Genomic DNA, 16,976 nt, shown 5'->3' with positions numbered 1-16,976 from the left:
CATGCTTGATCCCATGGCTAATCGAGCAGGCACCGTTGCCCAATCCAGCGACCTCGTTGATGTGAGCGCCCTTCTGGACGCGTACTTCGATTCCACTCCGGATCTCTCCGACCCCGCGCAGCGCGTTGCGTTCGGAACCTCCGGCCACCGCGGATCGTCGCTGAAGTCGTCCTTCAACGAAGGGCACATCGCCGCGATCACACAGGCGATCGTCGAGTACCGGGCAGGGCAGGGCATCACCGGACCGCTCTTCGTGGGCAAGGACACCCACGCGCTGTCGGAGCCCGCTCAGAACACGGCGCTTGAAGTGCTCGCAGCCAACAACGTCGCCGTGCGGATCGACGCCCGCGGTGCCTACACGCCCACTCCGGCTCTTTCGCACGCCATTCTTGGCTACAACGGGTCGCGGACAGACCAATCGGACGGCATCGTGATCACGCCGTCGCACAACCCGCCGGCCGATGGCGGCTTCAAGTACAACCCTCCCCACGGCGGTCCTGCCGACTCGGATGCCACCAACTGGATCGCGGACCGCGCCAACGAACTACTGGAGAACGGGCTGCGGGATGTCAAGCGCATTCCCACCGCAAAGGCGCAGCAGGCGGATTCCGTCAGCACCTATGACTTCCTCCAGCACTACGTCGAAGACCTCCCCAATGTTCTCAATCTTGAGGCAATCCGCAGCGCCGGGGTACGGATCGGCGCCGATCCGATGGGCGGCGCGTCAGTGGATTACTGGGGAGCCATTGCAGAGCGGCACAACCTCGACCTCACGGTCGTGAACCCCGCCGTCGATCCGCAGTGGGCGTTCATGACCCTGGACTGGGACGAGAAGATCCGCATGGACTGCTCCTCTCCGTATGCCATGGCGTCCCTGATCAAGCGGGCTGGAGACTTTGACATTTCCACCGGGAACGACGCCGACGCCGACCGACACGGCATAGTCACCCCGGATTCCGGCCTGATGAATCCAAACCACTACCTCGCCGTCGCCATCGACTACCTGTACCGGAACCGTCCCCAGTGGCGCTCGGATGCGATGGTCGGCAAGACCCTCGTTTCGTCGTCGATCATTGACCGGGTGGCCGCGGATCTGGGCCGTGTGCTTGAAGAAGTTCCCGTCGGCTTCAAGTGGTTCGTGCCGGGGCTGCTGTCCGGTGAGGTGGCGTTCGGCGGAGAGGAATCTGCCGGGGCATCCTTCCTCCGTCACGACGGATCAGCCTGGAGCACTGACAAGGACGGCATCCTCCTTGCACTGCTCGCCTCCGAAATTACCGCCGTCTCAGGACGCACACCGTCGCAGCACTACGACGGTCTCACGCAACGGTTTGGGGCACCGGTCTACGCGCGGATCGATGCTGCCGCCACACGCGAGCAGAAGTCGGCGCTCGGGAAGCTGTCGCCGTCGGACGTCTCAGCCACCACGCTGGCGGGCGAAGATATCACCGCACGCCTCACCGAAGCGCCCGGCAACGGTGCACCAATTGGCGGGCTGAAGGTCACCACCGAGAATGCCTGGTTCGCTGCCCGCCCGTCCGGAACCGAGGATGTCTACAAGATCTATGCAGAATCCTTCCTCGGCCAGGATCACTTGAGGCGGGTGCAGGAGGAAGCGAAGGCTCTGGTCGATGGCGTGATCGCCTAGCCCGGCTGGAAGTTTTTGTCGCCTAACTGTTGTTTCGGAGGGGTTTTAACAACAGATAGGCGACAAAAAGTGCAGGGTAAGATTTCCTGCGGATCCCCACCATCTCTGGAAGGCACACAGCCATGCGCAGACTCGGAATGAACTGGACGCTGCACGGAGACGGACGGAACGTCCAGCCGGGTCGGTTCGTCGCCCCCGATGAGAGGCTGAGCTGGCCACGGACCATCGGCATCGGTGCGCAGCACGTGGTTGCGATGTTCGGCGCCACCTTCCTGGTGCCACTGCTGACCGGCTTCCCGCCGTCCACCACGCTGCTCTTCTCCGGCCTCGGCACGCTGATCTTCCTGGTCATCACTGCCGGCCGCGTACCCAGCTACCTTGGCTCGAGCTTCGCTTTCATCGCGCCGATTGCGGCGGCGCAGAGCGAGCACGGCCCTGCCGGGGCACTCGGCGGCGTCGTTCTGGCCGGTGCCGTGCTGGCGCTCATCGGGCTGGCGGTGCACTGGGCAGGCGCGCGATGGATACAGCTGCTGATGCCGCCAATCGTCACCGGCGCGATCGTTGCCCTGATCGGCCTGAACCTTGCGCCGACCGCCAAGGCAAGCTTCGAACAGGCACCCCTCACCGCACTGGTGACGGTAATCTCGATCCTCCTCGTCACCGTCCTTTTCAAGGGGATTCTCGGCCGGCTATCCATCCTCATCGGCGTCCTCGTCGGCTATCTCGTGGCCGTACTGCGCGGAGAGGTGGACTTCGCCGCCATCAACGACGCCGCGTGGTTCGGTCTGCCGCCCTTCATGGCTCCCGAATTTCACCTTTCAGTCATCGGGCTGTTTGTCCCGGTGGTCCTGGTTCTGGTTGCGGAGAACATCGGCCACGTGAAATCCGTGGCCGCCATGACCAACCGCGACCTTGACCCCATCACAGGGCGCGCCCTCATGGCGGACGGACTGGCCACCGTTCTGGCCGGTTCAGGTGGCGGTTCCGGCACCACCACGTATGCCGAGAACATCGGCGTCATGGCCGCCTCACGGGTGTACTCGACCGCCGCGTACTGGGTGGCCGGAGTCATCGCGGTGCTCCTGAGCCTCTTCCCGAAGTTCGGTGCGCTCATCGCAACGGTTCCGGCGGGAGTACTGGGAGGTGCCGGCGTCGTTCTCTATGGCATGATCGGCGTCCTCGGCGTGCGGATCTGGGTGCAGAACCGTGTCGATTTCTCGAACCCGATCAACCTCTCGACGGCGGGTGTGGCGCTCGTAGTGGGTATCGCGGACTTCACATGGACGATCGGCGACCTGACGTTCGCAGGCATTGCACTGGGCACGGCGGCTACCCTCATCATCTTCCATGGCATGAGCGGGATTGCCCGCGTCCGCGGCAGCGAGCACGTTGCCGGGCCGGAGCAGCTCGAAGCGGAAGACCACGGCAGCCGCCCTTCCAAGCTGGGGTAGGTTCCGCTAGGAACGCTCGGGCAGCGGTCGCGGCCACTCATGCTCAGGCAGCAGCTCGCGTAACAGCTTCACACGGTCGACGCCGAGAACCACCTCCGTGTCCAGGTTCATGGGGTCGATCTGCCGGATGAACTCGCGGCACCGACCGCAGGGCGGCAGTACGAACAGTCGTCCGCTGTCATCCCTCCACACAGCAGTAATCGATTGAATACGGTACTCACCAGCCGTCACCATTGCTCCAATGGCCCCCGCCTCCGCGCAGAAACCAGTACCCGAGCCCGTGTCAATGCACACCCCGTAGTGAATTTTGCCGACGTCGGTGATGAGGGCGGAAGCGACGTCGCCGAACAGGCGGTCACCGTTGACATGCGGATTCAACCGCTTTGCTGCGGCAAGGATCAGCTCCGAGGAGTCCATCCTGACACCGTAGCCTGAGGCCTGCCATGATGAGACCATGTTGCGTATTGGCCTGCTCGGCGGCATGAGCTGGGAAAGCACCGCCGAGTACTACCGCGTTATCAACGAAATGGTTCGGGACCGTCTGGGAGGCCTCCACTCAGCGGACTGTCTCCTCAGATCGGTCGACTTCGCACCCATCGAAGAGCTCCAGGCCAAGGGCCTGTGGGAGGAGGCCGGCGCAGCGCTGGCTGCTGCCGCCGTCGAGCTTGAACGGGGCGGAGCCGAGCTTCTCGTGCTCTGCACCAACACCATGCATAAAGTGGCCCCTGCCATAGAACGGGCCGTCAGCATACCTTTCCTCAGCGTCATCGACGAGACCGCACGCGCAGTCACGGCAACTGGTACGACGACGGTGGGCCTGCTGGGGACGGCCTTCACGATGGAGCAGGATTTTTATCGTGACGGTCTGGCCGCGCATGGCCTGGAAGTGCTTACTCCCAACCCCGACGACCGCGCGATTGTCCACCGGGTCATCTACGAGGAGCTGTGCCTCGGGATCATCTCGAATGAGTCCCGGAAGGAATACCAGCGCATCATCGCCCGGCTTGCGTCGCGCGGTGCGGAGGGAGTGATCCTCGGCTGCACCGAGCTTGAGCTGCTGATCTCGCAGCATGATGCGGACATTGCCCTGTACCCGACGACGTCGATACACGCGCAGGCGGCAGTGGACGCTGCCCTGGCCGGCTGAAGATCCATCGGCGTCAGGTGAACCCCGGAGATTCCAGGACTGGTCCGTGGCCGTACAATTCAAGGACTCGTACTTGAATCTTGAATAAAATGGGGGAACCGTGTTCACACCGGTTATCAAAAAGTGGTGCGCGCTTGGCGTCGCCCTCGGCGCGCTGTCCGTCACAGCCTGCAGCCCATCTGCTGATGCCACGACCGGTCAGGTAGTCCGCGTTGTCGACGGCGACACAGTGATTGTGAAAATTGCCGACGTCGACACGAGAGTCCGTCTGCTCAACATCGATACGCCAGAAACCAAACACCCCGACAAGGCGGTGGAATGCTTCGGTCCGGAGGCGACCGCCTTCCTTGCGGAGACGCTGCCGGCAGGCACTGAAGTAGGGCTGGACTTCGACGTCGAACGTGTTGATCAGTACGGCAGAACTCTGGCCGCACTATTCCTGGAAGATCGCACTCTGGTGAACGCCGAGATCGCGCGACGGGGGCTTGGTTCAGCGGTCATCTTCGAACCGAATGAGAAGTACTACGACGCCGTCAGAACCGCCCAGGAGGAAGCGCAGCAAGCGGAGCTCGGGGTATTCAGCGTTGACTCCGAATGCACCCTTCCCGCAGAAGTCACTGCGGCTGTCGATTCGCTGGCGGCCGGTGTGGAGCAGCCCGTTGCCTCCACCTCCGGCGCGGTGGCAGCCGGTGCGGCCGCCGTGGCAGCTGCTCTGGCGACGGCCGAAGCACTCCATGCGGCGCTCGAAGCGGGCGAGGACTCCATCCGTTGGGCTGCCCTGGGAGCCGCAGGTACTGCCGCGCTGAGTGCCAAACTCATGACCTCGATTGACGCAGGGCATGCAACCCTGGCCACGCTGGAGCAGGAGACCACCAGGCTCAAGGCAGCGGAGGACGAGGCAGCAAGAGAGGCAGCTGAAGCGGCGAAGCGGGAAGCCGAGCGGGTAGCAGCCGAAGCCGAAGCACGTCGCCTTGTAGCCGAAGAAGCAGCAGCAGCGGCCGCGCAAGCTGAGGCTGCGCGGGTAGCCGCCGAGGCAGAGGCTGCGGCCGAAGCTGAGCGGATCCGGAACCTTCCGGCTCCGTATGTCCCACCGGCGCCCGCACCCTACGTACCACCAGCGCCCGCACCCTACGTCCCACCGGCTCCGGCCCCAGCTCCGCCGGCCGAGCAGAATCCGTATCCCGGCTATAACGGACCACGCTGCTACGCACCGGGAGGCAAGACCTGGAAACCGTGCCCGTAAGGCGCGTCAGACCAGCGAGGATGACACAATAATCCGGTGAACTCCCCCACGCCCCACCCGGTCGAGCTGTGGAAAAGCGCTGCCTGGAAGTCTCAGGTGGAGTCCTGGGTGTCGCAGGTCCTGGCCACCTTCAACATTGAACACACGGGCCCGGTGAGCGAGCCGCGGATCCGCTTCTGGTCGGTGCTGCTGACCATTCCCACGGACCACGGCAAGCTCTGGTTCAAGGAGAACAATCCGGGGCAGTTCCAGGAGGCGTCGATTGTGGCGGCGCTGGCGGAGATCGCCCCGGAGCACGTTGTCACGCCGCTGGCCATCGAGCCAACCAGGGGCTGGCTGATCTCCCCGGATCACGGTGCCACGCTCGCCACTCTCGCGTCGAGGGACTACGCGCTGTGGGCCCGCGTGGTGACCGATTTCGCGGAGTTGCAGCAGCGGACAGTTCAGCACGGGCAACGGTTGACGGATGCGGGACTGGCTTCGCTGGATCCGGGGATCGCAGGCAACTTCGTCAGCAACCAGCTTCTCCTTCACGCGGGCCTGCCCGAGGAGCACCCGCTGCACTTGAACGCGGAGCAGGCGGACAGCATCTACACCAGCGTTCCGGCGATCGAGAGCGCCGCGGCGCAGCTGAACGCCCTCGGTGTACCGCTGTCCCTTGAGCACAACGACCTCCACCCGAACAACGCCTTCATCCCGGGCTCAAGCACGGATCCGCTGCGGTTCTTCGACTTCGGCGACTCGTACTGGGCGCATCCGTTCAGCTCGCTCTACGTTCCCCTTGGCGTGATGAAGGAGAACTGGGAAACCGGGTACGACGACGCCCGCATCCGGCGCGTGGTCAGCGCCTACCTTGAGCGGTGGACCGGCTACGCGCCGCTTCCGGAGCTGCGGAAGGCGCTGGAACCGGCGCTGCAGCTGGGCCGGCTGAACAGGTATGCCTCCTGGCTTCGGCTGCTGATCCACGCCGACGACGAATCGATGCGCACCTACGGTCCGCACGCCCTGCAGTATCTGCAGACGATCACCGACCCGGTTCTGTAGAACCCTCAGGCGCCCTTCGCCGCGGCGATCACTTCGCCCATCATCCGGTTCAGGTCCTCGGCCTGCTCTCGCGACAAGCCGAGCTTTTCCATCATTGTGCCCGGCACGGACAGCGCCCGCTCGCGCAACGAACGCCCCTCGACGGTCAACCCGACTGCGAGGGCGCGCTCATTGCCGACAACCCGTTCCCGCGTGACAAGTTTGTTGGCTTCCAGGCGCTTCAGCATCGGTGAAAGAGTTGCCGGTTCCATGGCGAGCGCGTCGCTGATTTCACGGACGGTCCGCGGGCTGCTCTCCCACAGGGCGAGCATGACGAGGTACTGCGGATGGGTGAGATTTAGCTCCTCCAGCACAGGCCGGTAGGCACCGATGACGCTTCGTGAGGCAACCGACAGGGCGAAGCACAACTGCCGCTCCAGGAGCAGGTCATTGTCCTGGGACAGTTCCCGGGAAGACTCCCGGACCGCCGAATCTGTCACTTGTCCCCACCCTCGCGCTTCACCAGGTACGTGGTGCCGTCAGCGTTCCGGACAACGTCCCACTGCTGAAGATCCTGTTGGCGTTGCTGGTGCGCAGCGCCGTCCGCGTACTTGACCGGACCCTCCAGCCCGCCCTGGTCCGCAGGTCCAAGGAACATCCTCAACTTACCCGTAGCCCGCATGAACCGTTGCGACCACGACTTCCTGTCCGCCATTCCTGAGCCTCTCTCGCCGTGGGCAAGCAGTCGCCTAAGAGACAAGCATAGCGAGCTAATTGTTAGGGCACTAATCAACTAACGGCCAGTGCCCCCGCCCGCGCATCACCTCAGCCAACAGATTCGCCCGGTCCGACACCAGACCGCTGACCCCGAGGTCCAGCAGCGCCTCCATCTCCGGCCGCTCATTGATGGTCCACACATGAACCGGTATCCCTGCAGCAGCGCAGCGTCGAACAAAGCCGGCTGTGACCACCGGGAGGCCGCGGTAGTGCCGGGGAACCTGCAGGCAATCGACACGTGCCAGCCGCGCGGCCCACCCGGTGAGTCCCAACGGAGACATCACCTTGAGGAGTGCGTTCACTGCCATTCCGGCTGACGACGCCGTTGGCCGGCTCAGTAGCCGCAGAACCCTCAGCCGCCGCCGGTCGGAGAAGGATGCAACCAGCACACGGTCATGCGCGCCCGCCTGCTCAACCACGTCCACGAACGGCTGCACCGACGCGTCGTCCTTGATATCGATGTTCAGACGCGCGTCCGGCCACCGCTCAAGCACCTCGGCAAGGGTGGGAATCGGCTCAACCCCGCGAATCCGTACGGAACTCAGCTCCGCCAGGGAGTGATCCGCGAGGAGGCCCGCCCCATCCGTCACACGCTCAAGGCGCTCATCGTGGAAAACCATAACGACGCCGTCGCTTGTGGTGCGCACATCGATCTCCAGATAGCGAAAACCCAGTTCCAGAGCCGCCTCCATCGCGGTCAGCGTATTCTCAAGGCCCTCCGGTGAGAAGCCGCGGTGGGAAAGCGCAAGCGGACCGCCAGATGCGAAGTAGGGCTTGGCCACGGCGGCTCAGGCCGACTTCAGCGCGGCCAGCCGCTCCTCGAGAACCTGCGCCACGCCGTCGTCGTCGAACGCTGGTGCGCGAAGATTTGCCGCTGACAGTGCGTCGGGGTGACCGGAGGCCATCGCGTAGCCGTGGCCCGCCCAGCCCAGCATCTGGATATCGTTCGGCATATCACCGAAGGCAATGACATCCGTCTGGTCCACGCCCAATTGAGCCGCGTACCTGGCAAGCGTCACCGACTTGTTGATCCCGGGAACGCTCATCTCAAGCAGCGGGACGCTGGGCGCCGAATGTGTGGTGGCAACCAGGTGTTCGACTGCCGGGCCCACACCGTGCAGAAATTCGTCAGGCGTGATGTCACGCTCCCTGGCGAGGAACTTGATGACGCCCGAGCCGTTGAGCGACTCACGAAGCGGCCGCGGCTCGGCGGCACCGAGCAGCTCGACGGAGCCCGGATCCGCAAACCCCGGTTCGATGAGGAAGCTGTCCACGGTTTCCGCGGCGAACCGCACTGCCGGGTAGAGCTTCCGGATGATGTCCTGGGCCTCGAAGATGCTCTCACCGTCGAGGAGGTGTGAGTCGAGGACTTCCTCGCGTCCGAGGTCATAGGTCAGTGCTCCGTTGGAACAGATGACGGTTCCCTTGAAACCGAGATCCCGCAGGGGCTGAAGCCAACGCGGCGGGCGTCCGGTAACAAAGACCACTTCGATGCCGGCATCAAGGCATGCCTCAAACGCGCGAACTGTCCGCTCCGAGATCCGGCCGTCGTGGCCGACGATGGTGCCGTCCATGTCGCTGGCGACCAAACGCATGCGAAAACTCCTAGCCTGGGTGAGTATCCAGCCTACCCAACAGCCGTGGAACGATGGGCCGGTGAGCCTACGCCAGCGCGTTCTTCTCGCTCCTGGACAGCTCGGCCGTGACGCCGCAGTATGCGCAGGTCCGCAGGTAGCGGCGACGGGTGGTGAAGAGCGGGATGAAGAACACCGTGAACTTCGAGGAGCGCTCGTCAACCCGCTGGGAAGCATGCTGGCCGCAATTGGGGCACACGGCCTGCCTGCGGAACAGTTCCTTCACCGCGGTCCTGAATCCAAACAGAATCAGCATGCCGGGCCTCCTGCGTGTATGTGCAACCTATTGTTCGTAGGTGCCCACGATACGCGCGCGGCCCAGGGTGTGGGAGAAGAGATTGAAGCCGAGGTAGGCGTTCGAGGCCTCTGCCGGGATCTCCAGCTGCTCAACATCGACCGCGTGCACCACCACGTGATAGTGGTGCGCGCCGTGTCCAGGTGGCGGTGCCGCGCCCACAAACCCGGGAAAGCCGCCGTCGTTCTTCAACTGCACTGCGCCTGCAGGCAGGCCTGCGCCGTCTTCGGTACCGGCGCCGGCAGGCAGCGACGTGGTGCCCACAGGAATGTTGAACACGGCCCAGTGCCAGAATCCGCTGGCGGTGGGAGCGTCCGGATCATAGACCGTGACGGCGAAGCTTCGAGTTCCCTCCGGGAATCCGCTCCAGCTCAGCTGCGGCGAGACATCTTGCCCGCCTGCACCCATCCGACCCGACGCCTGCAACGCGTCCAGGGGCTGGTTGTCGGCGATGTCGGTGCTTGTCAGCTCGAACGATGGAACTTCTGGAAGGTCTGCGTAAGGATCGCGGGTCATGCGTACACTCCTTGTGCTCTCAGTTCATCTCGGGTGGGCGGATTGGCGCCGGCACGTGACACGGTTACGGCCGCAGCCGCAGCGGCGAACGCCAGCACGCCCTGCACTTGCTCAACGGACAGGGCGCGCAACTCATTCCGCCGCTGCCCGCCGTCCAGTTCCCGGTCCACCAGGGCGCTGAGCAACGCAGCCATGAAGGAGTCGCCTGCCCCGACGGTGTCCACCACGGAGGTTGCCGGTGCCGGAACCTCACATTCCCCGCGGTCCACCACGGCCCACGGACCTTTGGAACCACGCGTCACGACGACGACGGCGGGGCCCAGCCCCAGCCACCGGCGCGCCGACTCGCGGTGGTCCTGTCCCGGATACAACCACTCGAGGTCCTCATCCGATGCCTTGACCACATCCGCGAGCGCGACGAACTTCTCGGCCTGCGACCGCGCATAGGCGACGTCCTTGATGATGGTCGGCCTGCAGTTCGGGTCATAGCTGACGGTTGCGAGGGGACGCGCGTGCTGGATCGCGGCCAGCACATCGTGTGCGCCGGGAGCCAGCATCGAAGCTATGGACCCGGTATGGACGAGGGTGGTTCCGTTGAACAGTTTGTCGTGCCCCGCGACGTCAGGCAGTTCCCAGGTGAGCTGGAAGGTGTAGTTCGCTCCGCCTGCCGGATCGAGTCTCGCTGACGCCACGCTGGTCGGGTGCGAGTCCGGCGGCAGCGGTGCAAGCACTGAATTGTCGGCAAGGTGCTGGTGGATGCGGCGGCCGAACTCGTCATCCCCGAACCGGCCCAGGAACTGCGCCGAGTGTCCGAGGCGGGCCAGCCCCACAGCCACGTTGAGCGGGCTTCCGCCAACGTGCGCTCGCGGAGGCGCGGTATCGCTGAGGACTTCGTCGATGAGGGCTTCGCCGATTACTGTGAGCACCGTCTCAACCTAGCATTCCGGCGCGGGCTGAACCCGGCCGCGGACAAATCCCGGCGAAGACGCTATCGGAAGCGGCGGATGCTGTAGACGAGGAGGGTAAGCGCGATGATGGCCGAGAGCACCAGGCTGAGCCCTGTGCCCCAGCCGCCGATCAGCCACAATTCGTCCTCCAGCGGCCACCAGTCCGGTGCCGGGGGCTTGACCATCCAAAAAATCCCCAGCGCCATGAAGCCGAAGGCGCTCAGCGCACTGACGGCAATCCGGGGCCAGGTCTTTACACCGATCCGCGCGGCCTTGTAGGCCTGCTTCTTGATGGGATGCAGTTTGCGTTCGGCCCACTCATATTGCTGGGACAGGACGGCAAGCCCGCCGACCAGCATCAGGAGGCCCGGGCCGGGCAATACCAACGCAGCGAATCCGAGCACAACGAGGGTCCAGCCGAGAATTTCCAGGCCGGTACGGTGGGCAGCCCGGTGGAACCGGGATCGCGCGCTCATTGGTGCAGGATCCCACACTTCCCTGAATTCCCCATTAACGGTTCCCCCACCGTAGTTATCCGAGACGCTCAACGGCTGCGACTACCTGCGCCCAGGCGTCCGTCCCGGGGGTGATCATCGCGAAGTGGTCTCCGGGAATCTGCACCAGTTCAGCCGACCCACCTGCGGCCAGTGCCGCATTGACATACGACTCCGACTGGCTGAGCGGGACGGTCGTATCATCCTCCCCGTGCAGGGCCAGCACCGGCACCGGGAGCGGAATCGCCGTCATGGGATCAGCGAGGCGGTACTTCTCCCCGTCGCGTTCACCCAGGAGGTCCTGCACAGCCCCGTTGCCAAGCCCCTCTTCGTGGGCACGCTGCAGGTTCAGCACCCCGGACTGACTCACGACGCCGGTGATCGGCACAGCAGGCATGCCGCCTCCCGGCGCATCCTGCCGCAGCGAGGACCGCCCGGCTGCCCACACCGCAAGGTGACCGCCTGCGGAGTGGCCGAGCGCCGTCGTCGTACTGGTGTCCAGAGTGTGTTCCTCCGCCGCGGAGGCGAGCAGGTCAATTCCCGCTGCGACATCCTCGAAGGTCTGGGGCCAACCGCCACCGTTGCCGACGCGACGGTACTCGAGGTTCCAGCAGGCGAATCCGCGGGAGGTGAGGTCTTCGGCGAGCGGGACCCCGAGTTCGAGGGTGTAGCGACTGCGCCAGAACCCGCCGTGAATGATGACGACGACACCGGGCCGCGGTTGCCCCAGCGGGAGGTAAAGCTCGGCGAACTGCTGCGCATCGCTGCCATAGGTGTAGCGCTGGGGTGCCATAGCTTCCTTGCTCGTCGTCCTGTCCTCCGGCGCCGCGAAGGGGTTCGGTTTGCAGCCGGCGAGTGCCGCCGCGCCCAGCGCAGCCGCAGCTGCAGCCCCACCGAGCATTGCGCGTCGTGGGAGGCCGGTCACCTTCAACAGCGTAGCCGCTGTCAGTGCAGGGTGTTTAGATGGGTTGGTGAGCGCATGGGATGAGTTGGACGAGAGGCTGCGGCCGGCCGTCGAGGAAAGTGTCCGCGAGTATGAGCGCGTCCGGCCCGCGCTTGAGGCTGTCACCGCCGATTCGCGCGAGCGGATCGAGAACATTTTCGTCGGCACTGAACTCCGGCCGTTGTTCGTCACGGCGCGTACCAAGACCATCGAGTCTTTCCGGGACAAGGCCTCCCGGATGCTCGTTGACAGCGACGCGGCGCCCAGCCTGGTCTTCCCCGATCCGCTACGGAATCTGACGGACCTGGTGGGCGTCCGCGTCATCACCACGCTTCCGCATGAGGTTGATACCGCCGCCAACCTGATCAAGCGCCAGCGCAACGAGTTCGACTGCCGGGGTGACCGCGAGAAAGACATCGGCTCCATTGAATCCGGCACCTACGGCTATTCCAGCCGGCACCTGATTCTGCGCACGATCCAGAACGACGCCGTCCGTGCCTACCAGCAGCTGCTCGGTTCCGATTCGGGGAGCTATCTGTTCGAGACGCAGATCCGCACCGTCCTTGCACACGCTTGGTCGGAGATCGAGCATGACATCCGGTTCAAGTCCTTCAATCCGAAGGCGTGGAGCCCCTACTTCGACCGGCAGTTCACTGCCACGGCAGCCATGCTGGAGAGCGTCGAATCGACGTTCGCCGACCTGCATTCCCGGTACCAGAAAGTCACCGGCTTCTGGGAACCGGAGGGTGAGGGCGGCGTCGAACTCACACCGGACCGCATCCGTGAGGTGTGGCAGACACTGCTGCCGCACGTGGACCGCAAGTCTGATGATGACTGGCGCTGGGCGGCGGAGCTGCTGGCCGCCCACGGACTGACCACGACGACGGCCCTCGCCTCACTGCTTCAGGCGGACACCATCACGTCGGTTCGGCGCGCGCTCGATCACCGCTACTCACCCGGCCCGGACCGCCTGCTGGACGACGTCCTGCTCTGGAACTACGGCGAGCGGCATATCGAGCTGACGGCCGATCCGTCGTCGGAATCCGGGGCATCCCGCCGCGACAGCCTGGTCCGGCGGTTCCGCCAGATCCGGACGTTCCGCTCACGTACGTAACTCCCGTACGGCTCAGCGGGAGCTGACCCTGCCGAACAGCCCCGCGATGGGTGCCAGCACAATGGGCCGGGCCGCGATCCAGGCGCCGATGACCAGCAGCAGCGACACGAAGAAGATCCAGAAACCTGCCCAGTTCACCGCATCCTGACCGCCATACATGTGGTTGAGGTTGCGCAGTGCGCCGGTCGCGAACACCAGCGCCACGTGGCCGATGATGAAGACCACGAAGTAAAGCATCACCGGGAAGTGGACGGCCCTTGCCCACTCCAACGGGTACGCCTTGTTCAGCGCCTTGGCGTCCTTGGGCCAGATCCCCGACATCCGTGCGCCGCTGATTGCTGCCAACGGAGCGGCGATGAAAATGGTGACGAAGTACGCGAGCATCTGGAGGCTGTTGTAGTTCACCCACCCGTTCTCCGTCGGCCAGTCCAGCGACACGTACTGGATGAAAGCCGACAGTGCGTTCGGGAACACCTCCCAGGTGGTGGGCACCAGTCGCGCCCAGTGACCGGTGACAAAAAGCAGCACCACAAAAACCAGCCCATTCAGGAGCCACAGGATATCGAGGGCCTGATGGAACCAGAGGTTGATGCTGATTTTTCCGTCACCGCCCTTGGACCATTTCGGTGTCCAGTACCCTGGCGGCCGGGTTTCCCTGCGGACCTGCAGGCCGGAGCGGATGATGAGGACGATCAGGAAGAAGTTGAAGAAGTGCTGCCACTGCACCCACGCGGGGAAGCCCTGCTGGGTGCCGGCGGGCAGGGGCGTTTCACCCGGGTAGGCCTGCAGGAAGTCCTGCATGAAGCCGAGCGTGACAAGCCAACGCGTGAAGAACACCGCGGCCAGCGCGATCACCAGGAGTCCGAGCGCGCCGAGGAGCAGCTTGGTTGCGCGGCCGGGTGGCTTGCCGGCCTTCGCCGCCTTCACAGTCTTCGGTTGGTTTTCGCGTACCGCCGGCTTCCGGGTCGCCGGCGTTGGTGCTCCGCTGGCAGGTGCCGCGCTGGTCGGTGCCGCGCTTGCTGATGCCGCGCTGGTTGGTGCCGCGCTTGCTGATGCCGCGCTGGTTGGTGCCGCGCTTGCTGATGCCGGCGTAGCGGCTGCTACAGCGGCCGACGACGGCGCCTCCTCCTCGGCGGGCGCCGGTTCCATTGCTGCCCGCGCTGGAGCCTCGGTCTCCTGCTGAGCTGGAGCCTCCTCCGGTGCGGAAACTTCCGCATCCTTGCGGGGAGCTTCGCTGCTGGCTGGTTGGCTCGCTGCGGCGACTGGGTTCTCCGCGGCGACCGGGCTCTCCGAGGCGGTGACCTGCTCCACGGCGACGGTGGTTTTGGGCGGCCACGCTTCGCCACCCGGGACGCGCGGCAGTCCGCGACGCAGCAGGCGCGTGTTCCCGGCTGCTACTGGCGCCGCTGGTGCAGAACCTGTCGCCTCTGCGAGGGCAGGATCGGAAACTGCGGCTGGGGATAGCGGCTGGTCGGCAGGGGCTGCCGCTGTGGGCTTCTCTGCCTCTTTGATGGACTCCCCTACGGAAGCGGGGGCGGTTCGGGCCTCTTCCGTGTCCGGAGCTGCGGTATGCGATCGAGTTGCTGCCGGTGAATTGCCGGCGGGAGGCCACGGTTCTCCTCCGGCAACGCGGGGAAGACCGCGCCGGATCCCGCGGGCAGCCGGCTGTTCTGCTGGTTTCGGCTGGACCGCACGTTCCGCCTGCACTGCTGGAGCGGCCACCTCGGCAGGAGGGGCCACGGTCGCTTCAACCGGCGAGACCGTCGTCGTTGCGTCAGCAACGGCGCCGGCGCCGCTCGGCACGGGAGGCTCCGCGAAAGTGTCCGAATCGACGCCGTCGTGCAGGTCAGCGGGCGCGGCGCCCGCCGGCGGCCAGGCTTCCTCACCGCTCCGCCGGGGCAGTCCGCGCCGCAGCGTGCGACCGTGCGTCGCCATGTCTTACTCCTTCCGCGCCGAAAGCGACGCGATCAACTGCGGGACTACATCGAAGAGGTCACCGACGACTCCGAAATCGGCGATCTCGAAGATCGGTGCGTCAGGGTCCTTGTTGATGGCGACGATCGTCTTCGCGGTCTGCATGCCTGCCCGGTGCTGGATGGCACCCGAGACGCCCAGCGCCACATACAGCTGCGGCGAGACGGAGATTCCGGTCTGGCCGACCTGGTAGCTGTTTGGAACCCACCCGGCGTCGACTGCGGCACGCGATGCGCCGACAGCAGCGCCGAGCACGTCCGCCAACTGGTCGACGAGGGCAAACTGCTCCTGTGAGGTCAGGCCGCGGCCGCCCGCTACAACCTTGGCGGCGCCACGCAGCTCGGGGCGGGTCGAGGTCACCGCCTGCTCCTCGAACGACTCGATAGACGCTGTTGGGACGCCGGAGGGCGGAACGTCGAGCGGTGCAATTTCAGGGCTGACAGGCTCAGCTCGGACATCGATCGACCCCTCGCGGACGGTGATCACCGGCGCACCGAAGGTGGGCGCACAGTCGACGTTGTAGGCGCCTCCATAAACAGAGTGGTGGGCGACAATCCCCTCGTCATCGCGCGAAACTCCCACGGCATCGATGGCAAGCGCGGAGCGCGTCCGCGCCGCAAACCGTCCGGCGACATCCCGGCCGTTGACGGAATTGGAGATCAGAACGGCGTCCGGGCGCACCAGGTTCGCAGCGGCGGCAAGTGCATCGACGGCGGGAACAGCCAACAGTAAGTCAGCCCCCTCTGGTTCAGCAGTCAGCACATGCTTCGCTCCGAGGGAGGCCGCGTCCTGGGTCGCGTCGGCCGCTGCCCCAGGCGCGCGTACCAACAGCGCGACCGGCGTACCCACCAGGGAGGCCGCGCCGAGCAGTCCGGCTGCGCTCTTGGCCAGCCCTCCCGACGGCGTGGTTTCGACAAGGACGAGGATGGAGTCTTCCGGGAATGTCGTCATGGTCATTCCTTAGGCCAATCGGTTCTGAATCAGGAACTCCGCAAGCTTCTCGCCGGCGTCGCCCTCGTCCACGATCTTTCTTCCGGCCGAACGCGCGGGCCGCTCTGATACGGCAAGCATGATGGACCGGGGAGTCTCCAGCCCTTCCGGGTCAATATCCAGATCGGCGGCCGTCAGGGTCTCAACGGGCTTCTTCTTGGCCGCCATGATGCCCTTGAAGTTGGGGAACCGGCCCGCAGGGAAACGTTCGGTGATAGAGATGACCGCTGGCAGCGGGGCTGCGACCGTCATGACCCCGCCGTCGGTTTCCCGTGTTCCGCTCACCCGATCGGAGGAGATGTCAACGGTGGTGAGGGCGCTCGCGTACGGCACGCCGAGCAGTTCGGCGATCATAGCGGGAAGCACCCCGCCGTAACCGTCAGTGGAGAGGTTTCCGGCAATGACGAGATCAAAGCCGGTACGGCGGATCGCAGCTGCCAGCACTTCAGCCGTAAGACCGAGATCCGCGCCGACAAGATTCTCATCTGCGATGTGGACCAGCTTGCCCGCACCCATGGCGAGTGCCTTCCGAAGCGTTGCCGTCGCTGTTTCAGGGGCCATTGAGACAACGGTGATCTCGGCATCCTCAAGTGAAGCCGCCTGTGTCAGCGCCAGCTCAAGGGCACGCTCACCGATTTCATCGAGCACAGCCTCGCTGGCTCCCCGCTCGGCAAGCCCAGTCTCGAGATTGAGCTTGCGTTCGCCGTAGGTGTCCGGCACCTCTTTCATCAGAACGATGATCCTCATTGACCCTCCTATGGTTCTGACGATTTCCCCGCAGCA

General features: G+C 65.0%; 19 protein-coding genes. 6 read left to right on the top strand and 13 right to left on the bottom strand.

From position 1 onward, the window contains the following. Nucleotides 1-13 precede the first annotated feature (13 nt). Complete coding sequence (gene pgm / locus JOD47_RS08165) at nucleotides 14-1,645, top strand: phosphoglucomutase (alpha-D-glucose-1,6-bisphosphate-dependent) (RefSeq protein WP_204533474.1); 1,632 nt, start codon at nucleotides 14-16, stop codon at nucleotides 1,643-1,645. A 122-nt stretch (nucleotides 1,646-1,767) separates the two neighbouring features. Then, a complete protein-coding gene (locus tag JOD47_RS08160) occupies nucleotides 1,768-3,096 on the top strand; it encodes a uracil-xanthine permease family protein (RefSeq protein WP_204533473.1) in 1,329 nt (442 codons plus the stop codon). A gap of 6 nt (nucleotides 3,097-3,102) precedes the next feature. Here JOD47_RS08160 and JOD47_RS08155 read toward each other — a convergent pair whose 3' ends face one another. Beyond that, the gene (locus JOD47_RS08155) at nucleotides 3,103-3,513 is read right to left on the bottom strand and encodes a cytidine deaminase family protein (protein WP_204533472.1); all 411 of its coding nucleotides are present in this window, start codon (nucleotides 3,511-3,513) and stop codon (nucleotides 3,103-3,105) included. Nucleotides 3,514-3,550: 37 nt separating this feature from the next. On the opposite strand from JOD47_RS08155, the gene JOD47_RS08150 reads away from it, so the two are divergent. The 3 genes from JOD47_RS08150 to JOD47_RS17760 all read left to right on the top strand — a co-directional run bounded on the left by JOD47_RS08150 (nucleotide 3,551) and on the right by JOD47_RS17760 (nucleotide 6,530). After that, complete coding sequence (locus JOD47_RS08150; protein ID WP_204533471.1) at nucleotides 3,551-4,243, top strand: aspartate/glutamate racemase family protein; 693 nt, start codon at nucleotides 3,551-3,553, stop codon at nucleotides 4,241-4,243. Nucleotides 4,244-4,343: 100 nt separating this feature from the next. Next, nucleotides 4,344-5,486: a thermonuclease family protein gene (locus JOD47_RS08145; protein ID WP_204533470.1), complete on the top strand. Its 1,143-nt coding sequence runs from the start codon at nucleotides 4,344-4,346 to the stop codon at nucleotides 5,484-5,486. Nucleotides 5,487-5,522: 36 nt separating this feature from the next. Continuing rightward, a complete protein-coding gene (locus tag JOD47_RS17760) occupies nucleotides 5,523-6,530 on the top strand; it encodes a phosphotransferase (RefSeq protein ID WP_204533469.1) in 1,008 nt (335 codons plus the stop codon). A gap of 5 nt (nucleotides 6,531-6,535) precedes the next feature. Here JOD47_RS17760 and JOD47_RS08135 read toward each other — a convergent pair whose 3' ends face one another. The 9 genes from JOD47_RS08135 to JOD47_RS08095 form a co-directional block, all read right to left on the bottom strand. Continuing rightward, complete coding sequence (locus JOD47_RS08135) at nucleotides 6,536-7,009, bottom strand: MarR family winged helix-turn-helix transcriptional regulator (protein ID WP_204533467.1); 474 nt, start codon at nucleotides 7,007-7,009, stop codon at nucleotides 6,536-6,538. After that, nucleotides 7,006-7,224, bottom strand: a complete 219-nt coding sequence (locus JOD47_RS08130; RefSeq protein ID WP_204533465.1) for a hypothetical protein — start codon at nucleotides 7,222-7,224, stop codon at nucleotides 7,006-7,008. Before JOD47_RS08130 ends, JOD47_RS08135 begins: the two co-directional genes overlap by 4 nt. Before the next feature lie 70 nt (nucleotides 7,225-7,294). Further along, a complete protein-coding gene (locus JOD47_RS08125; RefSeq protein ID WP_307836232.1) occupies nucleotides 7,295-8,068 on the bottom strand; it encodes a glycerophosphodiester phosphodiesterase family protein in 774 nt (257 codons plus the stop codon). Between the two features lie 6 nt (nucleotides 8,069-8,074). Continuing rightward, complete coding sequence (locus tag JOD47_RS08120; protein WP_204533463.1) at nucleotides 8,075-8,881, bottom strand: HAD family hydrolase; 807 nt, start codon at nucleotides 8,879-8,881, stop codon at nucleotides 8,075-8,077. Between the two features lie 67 nt (nucleotides 8,882-8,948). Beyond that, complete coding sequence (locus JOD47_RS08115; RefSeq protein ID WP_204533461.1) at nucleotides 8,949-9,176, bottom strand: zinc-ribbon domain-containing protein; 228 nt, start codon at nucleotides 9,174-9,176, stop codon at nucleotides 8,949-8,951. A gap of 27 nt (nucleotides 9,177-9,203) precedes the next feature. Continuing rightward, entirely contained in the window at nucleotides 9,204-9,731 is a 528-nt protein-coding gene (locus JOD47_RS08110) for a YbhB/YbcL family Raf kinase inhibitor-like protein (RefSeq protein WP_204533459.1), read from the bottom strand. After that, on the bottom strand, nucleotides 9,728-10,657 hold the full coding sequence (locus JOD47_RS08105; RefSeq protein WP_204533458.1) for a carbohydrate kinase family protein: 930 nt from the start codon (nucleotides 10,655-10,657) through the stop codon (nucleotides 9,728-9,730). The genes JOD47_RS08110 and JOD47_RS08105 overlap by 4 nt, the downstream gene beginning before the upstream one ends. 62 nt (nucleotides 10,658-10,719) lie before the next feature. Then, a complete protein-coding gene (locus JOD47_RS08100; protein ID WP_204533456.1) occupies nucleotides 10,720-11,154 on the bottom strand; it encodes a PGPGW domain-containing protein in 435 nt (144 codons plus the stop codon). 55 nt (nucleotides 11,155-11,209) lie between these two features. After that, nucleotides 11,210-11,965 carry an alpha/beta hydrolase family protein gene (locus JOD47_RS08095; RefSeq protein WP_204536540.1) on the bottom strand — a complete coding sequence of 252 codons (756 nt, stop codon included), beginning with the start codon at nucleotides 11,963-11,965 and terminating at the stop codon, nucleotides 11,210-11,212. Between the two features lie 175 nt (nucleotides 11,966-12,140). Here JOD47_RS08095 and JOD47_RS08090 point away from each other — a divergent pair, with 175 nt between their 5' ends. Continuing rightward, nucleotides 12,141-13,229, top strand: a complete 1,089-nt coding sequence (locus JOD47_RS08090; RefSeq protein WP_204533454.1) for a GTP pyrophosphokinase — start codon at nucleotides 12,141-12,143, stop codon at nucleotides 13,227-13,229. Between the two features lie 12 nt (nucleotides 13,230-13,241). Here the strand turns inward: JOD47_RS08090 and JOD47_RS08085 are convergent, their stop codons facing one another. The 3 genes from JOD47_RS08085 to JOD47_RS08075 are packed head-to-tail and all read right to left on the bottom strand — an operon-like array spanning nucleotide 13,242 to nucleotide 16,940. After that, nucleotides 13,242-15,164 (bottom strand): cytochrome b/b6 domain-containing protein, encoded by a 1,923-nt coding sequence (locus JOD47_RS08085; protein WP_204533452.1) that lies wholly within the window; start codon nucleotides 15,162-15,164, stop codon nucleotides 13,242-13,244. A 3-nt stretch (nucleotides 15,165-15,167) separates the two neighbouring features. Further along, the gene (locus JOD47_RS08080; RefSeq protein WP_204533450.1) at nucleotides 15,168-16,154 is read right to left on the bottom strand and encodes an electron transfer flavoprotein subunit alpha/FixB family protein; all 987 of its coding nucleotides are present in this window, start codon (nucleotides 16,152-16,154) and stop codon (nucleotides 15,168-15,170) included. 9 nt (nucleotides 16,155-16,163) lie between these two features. After that, complete coding sequence (locus JOD47_RS08075; protein ID WP_204533448.1) at nucleotides 16,164-16,940, bottom strand: electron transfer flavoprotein subunit beta/FixA family protein; 777 nt, start codon at nucleotides 16,938-16,940, stop codon at nucleotides 16,164-16,166. Nucleotides 16,941-16,976: the final 36 nt, after the last annotated feature.

Origin of the sequence: Arthrobacter tumbae, assembly GCF_016907495.1 — a bacterium.
Lineage (GTDB): Bacteria > Actinomycetota > Actinomycetes > Actinomycetales > Micrococcaceae > Arthrobacter_D > Arthrobacter_D tumbae.
Note: the sequence above shows the minus strand (reverse complement) of the source record. Positions and strands in the feature narration are given on the sequence as shown.

Bases quoted from the DNA above. Each gene is read 5' to 3' on its own strand.
- pgm (WP_204533474.1), top strand. From the start codon at position 14: ATGGCTAATCGAGCAGGCACCGTTGCCCAATCCAGCGACCTCGTTGAT.
- JOD47_RS08160 (WP_204533473.1), top strand. From the start codon at position 1,768: ATGCGCAGACTCGGAATGAACTGGACGCTGCACGGAGACGGACGGAAC.
- JOD47_RS08155 (WP_204533472.1), bottom strand. From the start codon at position 3,513: ATGGACTCCTCGGAGCTGATCCTTGCCGCAGCAAAGCGGTTGAATCCG.
- JOD47_RS08150 (WP_204533471.1), top strand. From the start codon at position 3,551: ATGTTGCGTATTGGCCTGCTCGGCGGCATGAGCTGGGAAAGCACCGCC.
- JOD47_RS08130 (WP_204533465.1), bottom strand. From the start codon at position 7,224: ATGGCGGACAGGAAGTCGTGGTCGCAACGGTTCATGCGGGCTACGGGT.
- JOD47_RS08120 (WP_204533463.1), bottom strand. From the start codon at position 8,881: ATGCGTTTGGTCGCCAGCGACATGGACGGCACCATCGTCGGCCACGAC.
- JOD47_RS08115 (WP_204533461.1), bottom strand. From the start codon at position 9,176: ATGCTGATTCTGTTTGGATTCAGGACCGCGGTGAAGGAACTGTTCCGC.
- JOD47_RS08110 (WP_204533459.1), bottom strand. From the start codon at position 9,731: ATGACCCGCGATCCTTACGCAGACCTTCCAGAAGTTCCATCGTTCGAG.
- JOD47_RS08100 (WP_204533456.1), bottom strand. From the start codon at position 11,154: ATGAGCGCGCGATCCCGGTTCCACCGGGCTGCCCACCGTACCGGCCTG.
- JOD47_RS08095 (WP_204536540.1), bottom strand. From the start codon at position 11,965: ATGGCACCCCAGCGCTACACCTATGGCAGCGATGCGCAGCAGTTCGCC.
- JOD47_RS08085 (WP_204533452.1), bottom strand. From the start codon at position 15,164: ATGGCGACGCACGGTCGCACGCTGCGGCGCGGACTGCCCCGGCGGAGC.
- JOD47_RS08080 (WP_204533450.1), bottom strand. From the start codon at position 16,154: ATGACGACATTCCCGGAAGACTCCATCCTCGTCCTTGTCGAAACCACG.
- JOD47_RS08075 (WP_204533448.1), bottom strand. From the start codon at position 16,940: ATGAGGATCATCGTTCTGATGAAAGAGGTGCCGGACACCTACGGCGAA.